This window comes from Aeromonas caviae (assembly GCF_000819785.1).
Taxonomy (GTDB): domain Bacteria; phylum Pseudomonadota; class Gammaproteobacteria; order Enterobacterales; family Aeromonadaceae; genus Aeromonas; species Aeromonas caviae.
On record NZ_CDBK01000105.1, the window covers coordinates 910 to 15982 of the forward strand.

General features: G+C 62.8%; 8 protein-coding genes and 1 tRNA gene. 7 read left to right on the forward strand and 2 right to left on the reverse strand.

Annotation, left to right across the window (positions count from 1 at the left end; all coding sequences use genetic code 11):
* Positions 1-116 precede the first annotated feature (116 nt).
* The 4 genes from BN1120_RS18620 (at position 117) to BN1120_RS18635 (ending at position 7198) form a co-directional block, all read left to right on the forward strand.
* Positions 117-1298 carry an efflux RND transporter periplasmic adaptor subunit gene (locus BN1120_RS18620; protein WP_010673710.1) on the forward strand — a complete coding sequence of 394 codons (1182 nt, stop codon included), beginning with the start codon at positions 117-119 and terminating at the stop codon, positions 1296-1298.
* A gap of 17 nt (positions 1299-1315) precedes the next feature.
* Positions 1316-4465, forward strand: a complete 3150-nt coding sequence (locus tag BN1120_RS18625) for an efflux RND transporter permease subunit (RefSeq protein WP_010673711.1) — start codon at positions 1316-1318, stop codon at positions 4463-4465.
* A complete protein-coding gene (locus BN1120_RS18630; RefSeq protein ID WP_042017486.1) occupies positions 4458-5873 on the forward strand; it encodes an efflux transporter outer membrane subunit in 1416 nt (471 codons plus the stop codon). Before BN1120_RS18625 ends, BN1120_RS18630 begins: the two co-directional genes overlap by 8 nt.
* A gap of 329 nt (positions 5874-6202) precedes the next feature.
* The gene (locus BN1120_RS18635) at positions 6203-7198 is read left to right on the forward strand and encodes a sulfate ABC transporter substrate-binding protein (protein WP_042017489.1); all 996 of its coding nucleotides are present in this window, start codon (positions 6203-6205) and stop codon (positions 7196-7198) included.
* Between the two features lie 239 nt (positions 7199-7437).
* Here the strand turns inward: BN1120_RS18635 and BN1120_RS18640 are convergent.
* Positions 7438-7513: transfer RNA gene (locus BN1120_RS18640), tRNA-Thr, on the reverse strand.
* A gap of 87 nt (positions 7514-7600) precedes the next feature.
* Complete coding sequence (locus tag BN1120_RS18645) at positions 7601-8341, reverse strand: phosphatase (RefSeq protein ID WP_005324180.1); 741 nt, start codon at positions 8339-8341, stop codon at positions 7601-7603.
* A gap of 467 nt (positions 8342-8808) precedes the next feature.
* Here BN1120_RS18645 and BN1120_RS18650 point away from each other — a divergent pair, with 467 nt between their 5' ends.
* The 3 genes from BN1120_RS18650 (at position 8809) to BN1120_RS18660 (ending at position 15058) form a co-directional block, all read left to right on the forward strand.
* Positions 8809-9462, forward strand: a complete 654-nt coding sequence (locus BN1120_RS18650; RefSeq protein ID WP_005324182.1) for a TetR family transcriptional repressor PsrA — start codon at positions 8809-8811, stop codon at positions 9460-9462.
* 47 nt (positions 9463-9509) lie between these two features.
* The gene (locus BN1120_RS18655; RefSeq protein WP_042017491.1) at positions 9510-11834 is read left to right on the forward strand and encodes an acyl-CoA dehydrogenase; all 2325 of its coding nucleotides are present in this window, start codon (positions 9510-9512) and stop codon (positions 11832-11834) included.
* A 161-nt stretch (positions 11835-11995) separates the two neighbouring features.
* Complete coding sequence (locus BN1120_RS18660) at positions 11996-15058, forward strand: efflux RND transporter permease subunit (protein ID WP_042017492.1); 3063 nt, start codon at positions 11996-11998, stop codon at positions 15056-15058.
* Positions 15059-15073: the final 15 nt, after the last annotated feature.

Genomic DNA, 15073 nt, shown 5'->3' on the forward strand with positions numbered 1-15073 from the left:
CATACATTCATGAATGTATGTATATTGCCTCATCTTCGCCGTTTTACCAACAGGGGCCTTATAAACCCTGTGGTTTTGTCACTTCTTTTTGATTGAAACTGAGGTTCAGAGACTTGATGCATAAACATATTCTCGCACGTTCGGTCGGCCTTGCCTTGTTGGCAAGCGGCCTGCTGGCTGGCTGTGGTGACAAGGACGGGGCCCAGCAGGCCATGGGGGAGATGCCTCCCGCCGCCGTGGACGTGGTCACCCTCCATACGGCCCCTCTGCAACTGTTGTCCGAGCTCACCGGCCGCACCGCCCCCCTGCGGGTGGCCGAGGTGCGTCCCCAGGTGAACGGCATCATCCTCAAGCGCCTGTTCACCGAGGGGAGCGACGTCAAGGCCGGTCAACTGCTCTATCAGATTGATCCCGCCGTCTATCAGGCCGAAGTGGCTTCCGCCAAGGCCAACCTCGCCAAGGCCGAGGCCAACGAGCGCAGCGCCCGCCTCAAGGCCCAGCGCTACGCCGAGCTGGTGAAGGTGAAAGCCATCAGCAGCCAGGAGTATGACGACGCCGACGCGGCCTGGAAACAGCAGCTGGCCGAGATCGGGGCCGCCAAGGCCGCATTGCAGACCGCCAACATCAACCTGGCTTACACCCGCATCACGGCCCCCATCAGCGGCCGCATCGGCAAGTCTGCGGTGACCGAGGGTGCCCTGGTGACCGCCCAGCAGGCGGACAGCCTCACCTCCATCTCTCAGCTCGATCCCATGTACGTGGACGTGCGCCAGTCCACCGCCGACCTGCTGCGCCTCAAGCGCCTGGTGGCCGAGGGCAAGCTGACCCAGGGGGAGAAGGACGGGGCCGGTGTCAGCTTCCAGCTGGAAGATGGCAGCCAGTATGGCGAGAAAGGGGCCCTCCAGTTCTCCGATGTGACCGTGGACGAGGCGACCGGCATGGTGACCCTGCGGGTGATCGTGCCCAACCCGGATCAACTGCTGCTGCCCGGCATGTTCATGCGCGCCACCTTGCAGGAGGGCGAGCGCCCGCAAGGCCTGCTGGTGCCCCAGACTGCCGTGACCCGTACCCCCAAGGGCGGTGCCACCGTCATGGTGGTGACGGCGGACAACAAGGTGGAACTGCGTGAAGTGCAGGTCGGCCGCATGTCCGGCGACAGCTGGGTGGTGGAGTCCGGTCTCAAGGCTGGCGAGAAGGTGATCGTCGCCGGTCTGCAGAAAGTCAAACCCGGGGTCGTGGTGGCGCCCACTGAACGTGCCGGCAACAGCGCACAACAGACCCCGGCAACCAAGCAGTAGGATGGAGTAGTCGCCTCATGGCACGTTTTTTCATAGATAGACCCATTTTCGCCTGGGTGATCGCCCTGGTGATCATGCTGGCCGGGGCCATGGCCATCATCGGCCTGCCGGTGGCCCAGTACCCGACCATCGCCCCGCCGGCGGTTGGCATCTCCGCCAGCTACCCGGGGGCCTCCGCCAAGACGGTGGAAGACTCGGTGACCCAGATCATCGAGCAGAACATGACCGGGCTGGATCACCTGCTCTACATGTCGGCGCAATCCGACTCGTCAGGGAACGTCAGCGTGACCCTCACCTTCAAGCCGGGTACGGATCCCGACATCGCCCAGGTGCAGGTGCAAAACAAGCTGCAACAGGCCATGTCGCTCCTGCCCCAAGAGGTGCAGCAACAGGGCGTGCGGGTACAGAAGACCTCCAGCAGCTTCCTGATGGTGGCCGCCTTCATCTCCACCGATGGCGCCATGACCAACGATGACCTGGCGGACTATGTGGTAGCCAACATCAAGGAGCCCCTGAGCCGTCTGGACGGGGTCGGTGACATCACCTTGTTCGGCAGCCAGTACTCCATGCGTGTCTGGCTCGATCCCCACAAGCTCAACCGGGTGCAGATGACCCCGGCCGACATTCAGGCCGCCATCAAGGCCCAGAATGCCCAGGTTGCCTTCGGCAAGCTGGGGGGGACCCCTGCGGTGAGCGATCAGCAATTTACCGCCACCATCATGGGCCAGACCCGGCTCTCCACCGTGGAGGAGTTCAACAACATCCTGCTGCGGGTGAACCAGGACGGCTCCAAGGTCCAGCTCAAGGACGTGGCCCGGGTCGAACTTGCCGGTGAAAACTACGACGCGACCGCGCTCTACAACGGCCAGGCCACCGCCGCCGTCGCCATCAAGCTGGCGACCGGTGCCAACGCCCTGGACACCGCCGAGCACGTGCGGACCAAGCTGGGTGAACTCTCCGAGTACTTCCCGGCCAACATGGAGATCGTCTATCCCTACGACACCACGCCGTTCGTGAAGATCTCCATCGAGGAGGTGGTGCAGACCCTGATCGAGGCGATCTTCCTGGTGTTCTGCGTCATGTATCTGTTCTTGCAGAACTTCCGGGCAACCCTGATTCCGACCATCGCGGTGCCCGTGGTCCTGCTCGGCACCTTCGGGGTAATGGCGGCCTTCGGCTTCTCCATCAACACCCTGACCATGTTCGGTCTGGTGCTCGCCATCGGCCTCTTGGTGGATGACGCCATCGTGGTGGTGGAGAACGTGGAGCGTCTGATGAGCGAGGAGGATCTCTCCCCCCTCGAGGCGACCCGCAAGTCCATGACCCAGATCACCGGCGCCCTGGTGGGCATCGCCCTGGTGCTGTCGGCGGTGTTCGTGCCCATGGCCTTCTTCGGTGGCTCTACCGGTGCCATCTATCGCCAGTTCTCCCTCACCATCGTCTCGGCCATGGTGCTCTCGGTGCTGGTGGCCTTGATCCTGACCCCGGCCCTGTGCGCCACCCTGCTCAAACCCATGAAGCACGGTGAATTCGGCGCCCAGCGCGGTTTCTTCGGCTGGTTCAACCGCTTCTTCGACACCAACGCCAACCGTTACCAGAACGGCGTGCGCAAGGTGATCAAGCAGGGCACCCGCTACGGCATCATCTATCTGGCCATGCTGGCGGTGCTGGCGGTGCTCTTCATGCGCATGCCCACCTCCTTCCTGCCGGAAGAGGATCAGGGGGTCATCATGTCCATGGTGCAGCTCCCGGTGGGGGCGACCAAGGAGCGGACCGAGGTGGTGCTCGGGGAGATGCGCGACTACTTCCTCGAGAACGAGAAGGAGAACGTGGACTCCGTGCTGACGGTGGCGGGCTTCAGTTTCGCCGGTAGCGGTCAGAACAGCGGCATGGCCTTCATCAAGCTCAAGGACTGGAGTGAGCGCAAGGGAGAAGAGCGCAGCGCCAATGCCATCATCGGCCGCGCCATGGGGTTCCTGTTCAGCATCAAGGAAGCCCAGGTCTTCGCCTTCAACCTGCCCCCCATTCCGGAACTCGGCACGGCCACCGGCTTCGACTTCTTCCTGCAGGACCGCGGCGGTCTGGGTCATGAGAAGCTGATGCAGGCGCGCAACCAGTTGCTCGGCATGGCGTCGCAGGATCCCAACCTGGTGCGGGTACGCCCGAACGGGATGGAAGACACGCCCCAGCTCGACATCAAGATCGATTACGAGAAGGCGCTGGCCCAGGGGCTCTCCATCACCGACATCAACAACACCCTGTCTGCGGCCTGGGGCTCCTCTTATGTGAACGACTTCGTCGACAGAGGCCGGGTCAAGAAGGTCTATCTGCAGGCGGATGCCCCTTTCCGGATGAACCCGGAAGATCTGAAGCTGTGGTACGTGCGCAACAGCGCGGGCCAGATGGTGCCCTTCTCCGCCTTTGCCAGCACGGAGTGGAGCTTCGGCTCGCCCCGTCTTGAGCGCTACAACGGTGTCTCCGCCATGGAGATCGTCGGTGAGGCGGCCCCTGGCAAGAGTACGGGTGACGCCATGGCGGCCATCGAGGAGATGGTGAAACAGTTGCCGGAAGGGATCGGCATCGAGTGGACCGGCCTCTCCTTCCAGGAGCGTCAGGCAGGCTCCCAGGCGCCGGCCCTGTACGCCATCTCGCTCCTGGTGGTCTTCCTCTGTCTGGCGGCCCTCTACGAGAGCTGGAGCATTCCGTTCTCGGTCATGCTGGTGGTGCCGCTCGGGGTGCTGGGGGCCATTTTGGCCGCGACCCTGCGCGGGCTTGAGAATGACGTCTACTTCCAGGTGGGCCTGCTCACCACGATCGGGCTGTCGGCCAAGAACGCCATCCTCATCGTCGAGTTCGCCAAGGAGCTGCACGACAAGGGGATGAGGCTCGGGGATGCGGTGGTGGAGGCCTCGCGTCAGCGCCTGCGCCCCATCCTGATGACCTCGCTCGCCTTCATCCTGGGGGTACTGCCCCTGGTGATCAGTACCGGGGCGGGCGCCAGCAGCCGAAACGCCATCGGGACCGGCGTGATGGGGGGGATGATCAGTGCCACCGTGCTCGCCATCTTCTTCGTGCCGCTCTTCTTCGTGCTGGTGATGCGCTATTTCACCGAACGCAAGCATGCCGGGGAAGAGAGTGTTCACACCAAGGAGATCAACCATGACTAAGACCCTGATCGCCCTGGGCGTGACCCTGATGATGGGGGGCTGCTCCATGGCCCCCGACTACCAGCGCCCCGAGCTGCCCCAAGGCGCCTCCTGGCAAGCTGACCTGGCCGCCAAGGGGGAACTTGCCCCCTGGCGCCAGCAGTTCCAGGACCCGGCCCTGCAGACGCTGATCGGCACCGCCCTTGAGAGCAACCGGGATCTGCGCCTGGCAGCCCTCAACGTCGAGGCCTACGAGGCGAAATACCGTATCCAGCGGGCGGCCCAGTTGCCGACCCTGGCCGCCAGTGGCAGCGGTACCCGCCAGCAGGGATCCGATGACCTCAGTAGTACGGGGCAGGGCACCATCAGCAGCCAGTACGGCGCCAACATCGGCATCACCGCCTATGAGCTGGATCTGTTTGGCCGGATCCAGAGCCTGAAAGATCAGGCCCTTGAGACCTATCTGGCGCAAATCGAGACCCAGCGCAGCACCCAGATTGCGCTGGTGGCCTCGGTGGCCAATGCCTACTTCACCTTGCTGGCGGATCAGGAGTTGCTGGCCCTGAGCCAGGCGACCCTCGCCACCGAGCAGGAGAGCTATGCCCTGACCGAGCACAAATACCGCCTGGGCGCCGCCTCCGAGATGGAGCTGGCCCAGGGGCGCACGGCACTGGAAAACGCCAAGGTCAGCCAGGCGCAATACCAGCGTCTGGTGAAGCAGGACAGAAACGGTCTGGCCCTGCTGCTTGGCACCGATATCCCGGTGCTGGCGGCACAACCGGCTACCCTGGCCGAGGTGAAACTGGCGCCGATCCCGGTGGGGGCTCCCTCCAGCCTGTTGCAACAACGCCCGGACATCCTGGCGGCGGAGCACAACCTGAAGGCGGCCAACGCCAACATAGGGGCGGCCCGCGCCGCTTTCTTCCCGACCATCTCGCTCACCGCGACGGCGGGCACCGCCAGCAACCAGCTGAGCGGTCTGTTTGACGGCGGCACCGGCACCTGGACCTTCATGCCCCAGATCAATCTGCCCATCTTCGATGGCGGCAAGCGCGTTGCGGATCTGGACGTGGCCGAGGTGGGGACTAGGCAGGCGGTGGCGAGCTACGAGAAGAGCATCCAGACCGCCTTCAAGGAGGTCGCGGACACCCTCGGTGCCCAGGCGGACTACGCGCAGCAGTTGCAGGCGCAACAGGCGCTGGTGGATGCCAACCAGACCTACTTCAGGCTGGCGGAGGTGCGTTACGAGCAAGGGGTGGACAGCTACCTGACCCGCCTCGATGCCCAGCGCTCCCTGTTCAGCGCCAAGCAGGGGCTCATCAGCACCCGGCTCGCCCAGCTGAGTAACCAGGTCGCCCTCTACAAGGCCGTCGGTGGCGGCTGGCAGGCGCCGAAGGACGCAGAGTCGGCATCAGACAAACAGGGGTGACCCGTCGGGGTTGACGTAAAAAGCATCAGGGGTGAACCACTAGGTTCGCCCCGTTTTTTATCTGTCATGTCGAGAAGCCAAATCGAGGCAGGTGACAACGGCGCTCCCTGCCCGGGGCAGGAAGCGGGCAGGAGGAGCCCCAGGCTCATGGGCGCCGTCCTCGGCAGCCATCATGGCCCGCCTGGAGGTGACCACCTCATCGCCGTCATCCGTTGCGCCGGACCCAGGAGATGCCATTTATCGCATAAGCTGAGCAGTAATTATTCTTTCAAAGAATAAATGGTCGGCTCTTATAGTCAGTCACTCGCCCCTCATTCCAAGGATGTGAAATGAAACGACTCGTGCCCGCCACCCTGCTTGTTGCAGGACTGGCTCTCGCCCCGCTGGCCCAGGCGACCACCCTGCTCAACGCCTCCTATGACGTGATGCGCGATTTTTACAAGGAGTACAACGGAGCCTTCCTGAAGCACTGGCAGGCCGAAGGTGGGGAGCCACTGCAGATCAACATGTCCCACGGCGGATCGAGCAAGCAGGCGCGCGCCGTCATCGACGGCCTGCCCGCCGATGTCATCACCATGAACATGGCCACCGACATCAACGCCCTCGCCGAGCATGGGGGCCTGGTGCCCAAGGGGTGGGCGGATCGCCTGCCGGATCACAGCGCCCCCTTCACCTCGGCCACCGTGTTCATCGTGCGAAAGGGCAACCCCAAGGGGTTGAAGGATTGGCCTGATCTGCTCAAGGAGGGGGTACAGGTCATCGTGCCCAACCCCAAGACCTCGGGGAACGGCCGCTACACCTACCTGTCTGCCTGGGGGTATGTGCTGGAGCAGGGGGGCGATGAAGATGCGGCCAGGGCATTTGTCGGCAAGCTGTTCAAGCAGGTTCCCGTGCTCGACACCGGCGGCCGCGCTGCCACCACCACCTTCATCCAGAACCGCATAGGGGACGTGCTGGTCACGTTCGAAAACGAAGCCGAGATGATTGCTCGGGAGTTCGGTCGTGGCAGCTTCGAGGTGGTCTATCCGAGCGTCACCGCCGTGGCCGAGCTGCCGGTGTCAGTGGTGGACAAGGTGGTCGACAAGCAGGGTACCCGCAAGGAGGCCGAAGCCTATCTGGCCTATCTCTGGTCTGACGAAGGCCAACGCATTGCTGCCAGCAACTATCTACGCCCGCGCAACCCGGCGATCCTCGCCGAGTTTGCAGACCGTTTCCCGAACGCCATCTTCCTCGACGTGGTGAAGACCTTCGGCGAGTGGCCTGTGATCCAGCGCACTCACTTCAAGGAGGGCGGGGTGTTCGACCAGATCTATGCCCAGCGCTGAGGCGCCCCGGGATAACGATGCTCACCCAGGTGCAGCCGGGGCGTGGCTGCCTGGCTGCCCTCTCTGATGGTGGGGCCAGGTTGGTGCGTCAGGCTCTGAAAGATGAACAGGACCGTCGCGGATGGCGGTGTCCTGGAGGGGGAGGGGGTTCTGGTGCAGTCACACCGGCGTCTTGGCCAGAGACCCGGGACAAACAGCACGAAGGGTTGGCCTTGCACTGAGGCCACCCTTCGTCTGTCTGGTGCCGGTAATAGGAGTCGAACCTACGACCTTCGCATTACGAATGCGCTGCTCTACCAACTGAGCTATACCGGCGGCTTGATGTTCAGAGTCGTGAAAAAAGCCGGACAAGTCAATTGAGCCAACTCGATTTTATGAGTTGGCTCATGATGTTAAGGCATATCAGAGGTCAACGAACTCCGGGATGTGGGCACGGCCGCGGCTCTCGAGAAAATCGAGCAGGGCGCGGGGGGAGCGGGCCAGGATCCGCTCATGTGGGAAGTTGGCTTCGGTGACCAGCCGATGGCAGTGATCAAAGTCGCCGAGGCTGAATGCCACGTGGGAGTCGGAGCCGAAAGTGAGGTAGGCACCCAGATCGCGCGCTGCCTCGACGATGGCGCGGCAGTTGCTTTCGCTGCCTGCACGGGAGTGACTGAACGAGGAGTTGTTGACCTCCAGCGCCACTCGATACTCTGCCGCTGCCTTGACCACCGCTTGGATATCGATGGGGAAGGCGGGGTTGCCGGGGTGGCTTATCATGTCGACCCGACCACTTCGAATGGCGTTGATCATGGCCTGGGTGTGGGTCGCCTGATCGCAGGGGGGGAACACCGGTTCGTGAAAGCCCGCCATGATCATGTCGAGCCGGGACTCGTAGCGCTCGGGGAAGTCTATTTCACCGTCAATGTTCTTGATGTTGGCTTCGATGCCGCGCAGGATGCCGACCCCGTCCACGACCCTGGGCAACACGTGCAGATTGACGAAATGCCAGTAATGCGGAGCATCTGCCATGTCCGGGCCATGGTCCGTGGTGGCGAACAGCTTGATCCCCTTGGCTTTGGCGATGGGCAGGTAATCGTGAATGGTGCTGTAGGCGTGGGTGCTGGCGACGGTGTGCGTGTGGGTATCGACCGTATACTTCATCTTCTCTCCCCTCTGGCATGAGGCGACAGCATAGCAAGATTGGTGAAGCCGGGCCATGTGGCTGGTTGCCATACTTTGTCACAATTTGGGTCTGTGCTGACAAAGTCTGATGACGTTTCACTGCGAGGATGACGACATCGATGCAAGCCTGAACACCCATCGATGGGTCGACACTGGATGGTCAGACCCGTTTTCCCCGCCGTCGCCCCTGCGACGGTTTTTTTGGTTCTCTGTCGGCGCATCGGGTGACGGCAGGCCAAAAAAATGCCCAACTAGCATAACGCAGGTTGGGCGAGACTTAATGTTTAATTGCAGTGGCATAGATATAGAGTGCCGTCTCGCCGCGAAGTTCCCGCCATCTTCCCTCTTTTTTGATTAAAAACATTTAGCCAACACTTGTTCACATTCTCTTGACATGGGTGGGCGTGAAACGTACTTTTTAAACATTCGTTTAAGTGAGGTGTCCAGTGAGTAAAATCGATACCAAGAACCGTATTCTCGACGCCGCCGAGGTGCTGTTTGCCGAGCGGGGGTTCGCCGATACCTCGTTGCGTCTGATCACCAGCGAGGCCGATGTGAACCTGGCTTCGGTCAATTATCACTTCGGCTCCAAGAAGGAGCTTATCCAGGCGGTGCTCGACCGTTATCTGAGCCTCTTCATGCCGGCACTGGACGGGCGGTTGCAGACGTTGATGGCGCAGGATCAGCTGACCCTGTTGCAGGTGTTCGAGAGCTTTGTCGAACCCCTGATGAAACTGTCGGCCGTCAGGGCGAATGGCCCGGCGCTCTTCATGCAGTTGCTGGGGCGCGGCTATATCGACAGTCAGGGTCACCTGCGCCGCTTTATTACCACCCATTATGGGGCGACCCTGCACGGGATCACCCAGGCCATCTCCAAGGCCAATCCGGATTTGTCGCCAGCGGATCTCTTCTGGCGCCTGCACTTCACCCTGGGCACCGTCGTCTTCACCATGGCCTCTGCGGATGCCCTGCGTGACATCGCCCAGGCCGATTTTGGCCAGCAGCTCGATGTGGAAGGGCTGGTGCGCAACGTCATTCCTTATCTGGCGTCCGGTGTCGGGGCGCCCGTGGAGTCGACCAGGCTCTCCCTGGCCGTGTAACACCTAACAATAATCAACGGAAACAGTGAAATAGAAGGAACTTCGGTATGATCACATTGCTTGTCCTGCTGGTGCTGGCGATAGCCGTGGTGCTCGGTGTCCCCGCCATCCGTAAAAAGGTGGTGACCCGCCCCGTGTTCGGCATCTTCAAGAAGATACTGCCGCCCCTGTCGGCCACCGAGCGGGAGGCCATGGAGGCCGGCTCCGTCTGGTGGGACGGGGAGCTGTTTCGCGGCAACCCGGACTGGAAGAAACTGCACGGCTACGGCAAGGCCGAGCTGAGCGCAGAAGAGCAGGCCTTTATCGACAACCAGGTCGAAACCCTGCTCGCCATGGTTGACGACTTCAAGATCGTCAACGAGACCAAGGACCTGCCGGAGCCGGTGTGGGACTATCTGAAGAAAGAAGGCTTCTTCTCCCTGATCATCCCGAAATCCTACGGCGGCCGCGAGTTCTCGGCGATTGCCAACTCCACCATCGTCACCCGTATCGCCACCAAGAGCCTGAGCGTCGCGGTCACCGTCATGGTGCCCAACTCCCTCGGCCCGGGCGAGCTGCTGATGCATTACGGCACCCAGGCCCAGAAAGATTTCTGGCTGCCGGGGCTGGCCAACGGCAAGGAGGTACCCTGCTTCGCTCTGACCGGGCCGGAAGCGGGCTCCGATGCGGGCGCCATCCCGGACAAGGGGATCGTCTGCAAGGGGATGCACAAGGGGGAAGAGGTGCTGGGCATTCGCCTGAACTGGAACAAGCGCTACATCACCCTGGCGCCGCGCGCCACCGTGCTGGGGCTGGCGTTCAAGCTCTATGACCCGGAAAAACTGCTGGGTGACAAGGAAGAGATCGGCATCACCTGTGCGCTGATCCCGACCAGTCACCCTGGCGTGCGCGTCGGCGATCGCCACTACCCCATGGGGTTGGCGTTCCTGAACGGCCCGACCTTCGGCAAGGATGTGTTCATTCCGCTCGACTGGATCATCGGTGGCCCGGATTACGCCGGCCGCGGCTGGCGCATGCTGGTGGAGTGCCTCTCCGCCGGTCGCGGCATCTCGCTGCCAGCCCTTGGCACCGCCTGCGGTCACATGGCGAGCCGCACCGTGGGCGCCTACTCCTATGTGCGCAAGCAGTTCGGCATGTCCATCGGCAAGTTTGAAGGTGTGCAAGAAGCGCTGGCCCGCATCGGCGGCCTCACCTATCAGCTCGAAGGCGCTCGTCGCATGACCGCAGGTTCCCTGGACTTGGGTCAGGCACCGGCCATCGTCACCGCGATCTCCAAGTACCACATGACCGAGATGGCCCGCCAGGTGATGGATGACTCCATGGACATCCACGCCGGTCGTGCCATCCAGCTGGGCCCGAAAAACTACACCGGCTACGCCTACATGGGCATTCCGGTGGCCATCACGGTGGAAGGGGCCAACATCCTGACCCGCAACCTGATGATCTTCGGGCAAGGGGCCACCCGCTGCCATCCGTATGTGTTTGCCGAGCTGGAAGCGGCGGCCGACACCGATGTGGAGCGCGGTCTCGAGAAGTTTGACGCCCTGTTGATGAAACACATCGCCTTCGGTACCGGCAACTTTTTCGGTGCCCTGTTCCAGGGGCTGACCCTGGGCCAGTTCAACAGTGCCCCGGTGGCTGGCGAAACCGCCCGCTACTACAAGCAGCTCTCTCGCATGAGTAAAGGGCTGGCCCTGTGCGCCGACGTCTCCATGCTGATGCTGGGTGGCGATCTCAAGCGCAAGGAGATGATCTCCGCCCGTCTGGGTGACGTGCTGAGCCACCTCTACCTGGCCTCCGCCACCCTCAAGCATTACGAGGATCAGGGCCGCATGGTCTCTGACCTGCCGTTCGTGCAGTACGCGGTGGAGCGCAACCTCTACCTGATTGGCAAGGCGTTCGAGGGCTTCTTCCAGAACTTCCCGAACAAGGTGGTGGGTGCCGTACTCAAGCGGGTGGTGTTCCCGTTCGGCGTCGGTTACAAGATGCCGGCGGACGATCGCTGCCATGCCATCTGTCTGGCCATGATGACGCCGGGCGAGTTCCGGGATCGGCTGACCGCGCTCTGTTATGTGGGCAAGGACGAGGCGGATCCGGTGGGGCTGATGGAGCGTGCCTTCCAGGCCATGGTCTCGGTGCAGCCCATCGAGAAGAAGCTGGTGCAGGCCCAGAAAGAGGGCAGACTGCCCCGCAAGCTGGCGCTGCCTGAGCTGGTGGCTGCGGCCCTGTCCCAGTCCATCCTCGGCAAGGAGGAGGCGGACAAGCTGCTGGCCGCCGATGCCCTGCGCTACGAGGCGATCCAGGTGGACAACTTCGCTCCTGGCGAGCTGGAAGGATTGTCTCAACCGAACACGGTCGAGCATGCAGCCTGACCCCGAGCGTAAACCGACAACCGGCCCTAGTGGCCGGTTTTTTGTTGTTTAACCAGGCATTTACAAGGTCGATTAATTCCAGTTTAATGCAATGGCCCCCACCCTTGGGGCAGGAAGCAAGGCCATCGGAATGGCCGATAACAACAACTCAGGAAGAGTGAATGAACCTCGCCAAAACGGCGATCGAACGCCCCATCTGGGTGGCGGTCTCGGTCGTGCTGATTTTTTTGCTGGGCCTGCTCAGCATCCGGGGACTGCCCGTCCAGCTGTTTCCCGACATAGACCGTCCTCACCTCAACATCACGGTGGACTGGCGCTCGGCTTCGCCCCAGGAGATGGAGTCGGAGATAACCGATCCCATCGAGCAGGAGATGCAGGGGGTACAGGGGCTCAAGAGTCTCAGCAGCAACAGCTACCCCGGCTTCACCGAAATCGACATGGAGTTTGCCCTCGGCACCGACATGCAGCGGGCCCAGCTTGACGTCATCTCCCGCCTGAACCGGGTCTCGGGGCTGCCGGACAACATCGGTGGTCCTTACGTCAACAACTACAGCAGCAACGACACCCTGACCTTCTTCTTCATCCAGCAGCTGCCCGGCGCCAAGGGGGAGATAGACGATCACCAGGCGCTGATCGAGGCGAGGGTCAAGCCCGAGCTGGAGCGGATCCCCGGGGTGTCCACGGTCGACATCGAGGGGATCAACGAGCGCCAGATCCAGATCCGCTTCGACCCTTACCGCGCCGCCGAGCTGGGGGTGGAGATCCCGGTGCTCGCCAGCCGGGCAACGACGGGCTGGGATGTGTCGGCCGGGACCCTCGACATCGGACGCTGGGAGTACAAGCTGCGCTTTGCCGGTCGCTATGACGTGGCGGCCCTGGGGGACAAGGTGGTGGACTGGCGTGACGGCCTGCCCATCTATCTGCGGGACGTGGCCGAGATCAGAGTGGCCCGGGAGGAGAACCCGGTGCTGCGCATCCAGAACGGCAACACCGCCATCGCGGCGCAGATCTTCAAGGAGAGCGGCGCCAATGCCCTGGCGGCGCTCGAGGGGATCAAGGCCAAGGTTGGGGAGCTCAACCGGGAGGTGCTGGAGCCGGTCGGCCTGCACATGGAGCAGTCGTTTGACGCTTCCCTCTACATCAACCGGGCGGTGAGCATGGTGACCGCCAACCTGGGGCTCGGGGTGCTGCTTTCCTGCGCCATCCTCTGGGTCTTTCTACGCCAGCTCAAGGCGACCCTGATGATCGCGATCGCCATTCCCATCAGCATCATGCTCACCTTCTGCCTGCTCAAGGTGATGGGGCGGACCCTCAATATCATCTCCCTGGCGGGCATTGCGTTTGCGGTCGGCATGGTGCTCGACGCCGCCATCGTGGTGCTGGAGAGCATCTACCGGCGCCATGAGCGGGGTGACATCAGCAAGGGAGAGGCGGCGCTGGAGGGCACCCGCCGGGTGTGGACCGCTCTGGTGGCGTCCACCCTGACCACGGTCGCCATCTTCCTGCCGGTGCTCCTGCTCAACGACGTGGAAGGGCAGTTGTTTGCCGATCTTGCGCTCACCATCGCCTGCGCGGTGACCGTCTCCATGGTGGTGGCGGTGACTGTGTTGCCTGCGGTGGCGGCGCGCTGGATGGGGCACGAGCGGCTGATTGATCCCTTTGAGCGCCTGTGGTGCCGCGTCACCCGCCATGTGATCCGCTGGACGGCCACCGCCCCCAGGCGCTGGGCCATCATCGTCCTGATGATGACGGGGCCTGTGCTGGTGAGCTGGTTGATGTTGCCCAAGATGAACTACCTGCCGGATGTGAAGCGGGACGCCATCGACGTCTGGATGAGTTTCACCCCCGGGGTCAATCTCAAGGCCCAGCGGGAGGAGGTGATCGATACCCTGATTGCCCGCCTCGACCCCTATATGAAAGGGGAGAAGGAGCCTGTCCTCAAGAACTACTACATCCTGCGCTACCCGGGCGGTGCCCAGATCGGGGTGCGGCCAAAGGAGGATAACCAGATCAAGGTGCTGGAGCAGCTCTTGATGAAGCAATTGCTGGTGGGCATTCCCGACACCCGGGTGTTTGGCGGTCAGGGGTCCCTGTTTGGCGGTTTTGACAGTGAAAACAGCATCTCCCTGCTGATCCAGGGGGGCGGGCTGCCCGAACTCTATCAGGCGGCCCGGGAGAGCATGACCATAGTGCAGCGGGACTTGCCCGGCGCCCAGGTCAGGCCAGAGCCCGGACTCGATTTCACCGCTCCCGAGCTTCGGCTGGTGCCCCAGGACAGGCGCCTGGCCGAGGTGGGCTGGGATCGCTCCCCCATGCCCGCCATCATCCAGACCTTTGGCGATGGTCTGCGGGTCGGCGAATATTTCGACGGGGATGAGCGGCTCGACATCCTGCTGATGGGGCAGGCCTCCGCCAACCCGGACGAGCTTAAGGCGGTGCCGCTTGCTACCCCGTCCGGGCGCATCGTTCCCCTTGGGGAACTGCTGCGGGTGGAGCCGCAACTCGGGCCTGAGAGCATCTTCCGATCCGATGGGCGGCGCAGCATCAGTCTGCAGATTTCGCCCCCTGCGGGGATGAGCATGGAGCAGGTACTCGACACCCTGCAGCACAAGAGCTTTGCCGCCATCCGGCCGTTGCTGCCAGCCGGGGGGGAGCTGCGGGTCGCCGGCAATGCCGACAGCCTGCAGCAGGCGCTCGGCAACCTCGGCAGCATCTTCCTGTTCGCCGTGATGATACTGCTCATTCTGTTGTGGGGGGTCTTCGCCTCCCTCAAGGATGCCGTGCTGGTGCTGCTCACCTTGCCGCTCGCCACCGTCGGCGGCGTGCTGGCGCTGCACCTGAGCGGTCTGGTGGCGCCGCTGCCGATGGACTTGCTCACCATCATCGGCTTCGTCATCCTGCTCGGGTTGGTGGTCAACAACGCCATTCTGCTGGTGCACCAGACCAGGATGGCCGAGCGGGAGGGGATGAGCCGACAGTCGGCAGTCACCGATGCTCTGCAAAGCCGGATGCGTCCCATCGCCATGACCAGCCTCACCAGCATCTTCGGCATGCTGCCCCTGATGCTGAGTCCGAGCGAGGGGAGCGAAATCTACCGGGGGCTGGCCACCGTCATCGTCGGTGGCATGAGTTGCAGCACCCTCTTCACCCTGATCCTGTTGCCCGCCTTCCTGCGGTTGGGGGAGCAGACCGACATACCGCACGCCCTTCGGCAGCGTGCCTGAGCAAGGAGCTCATCG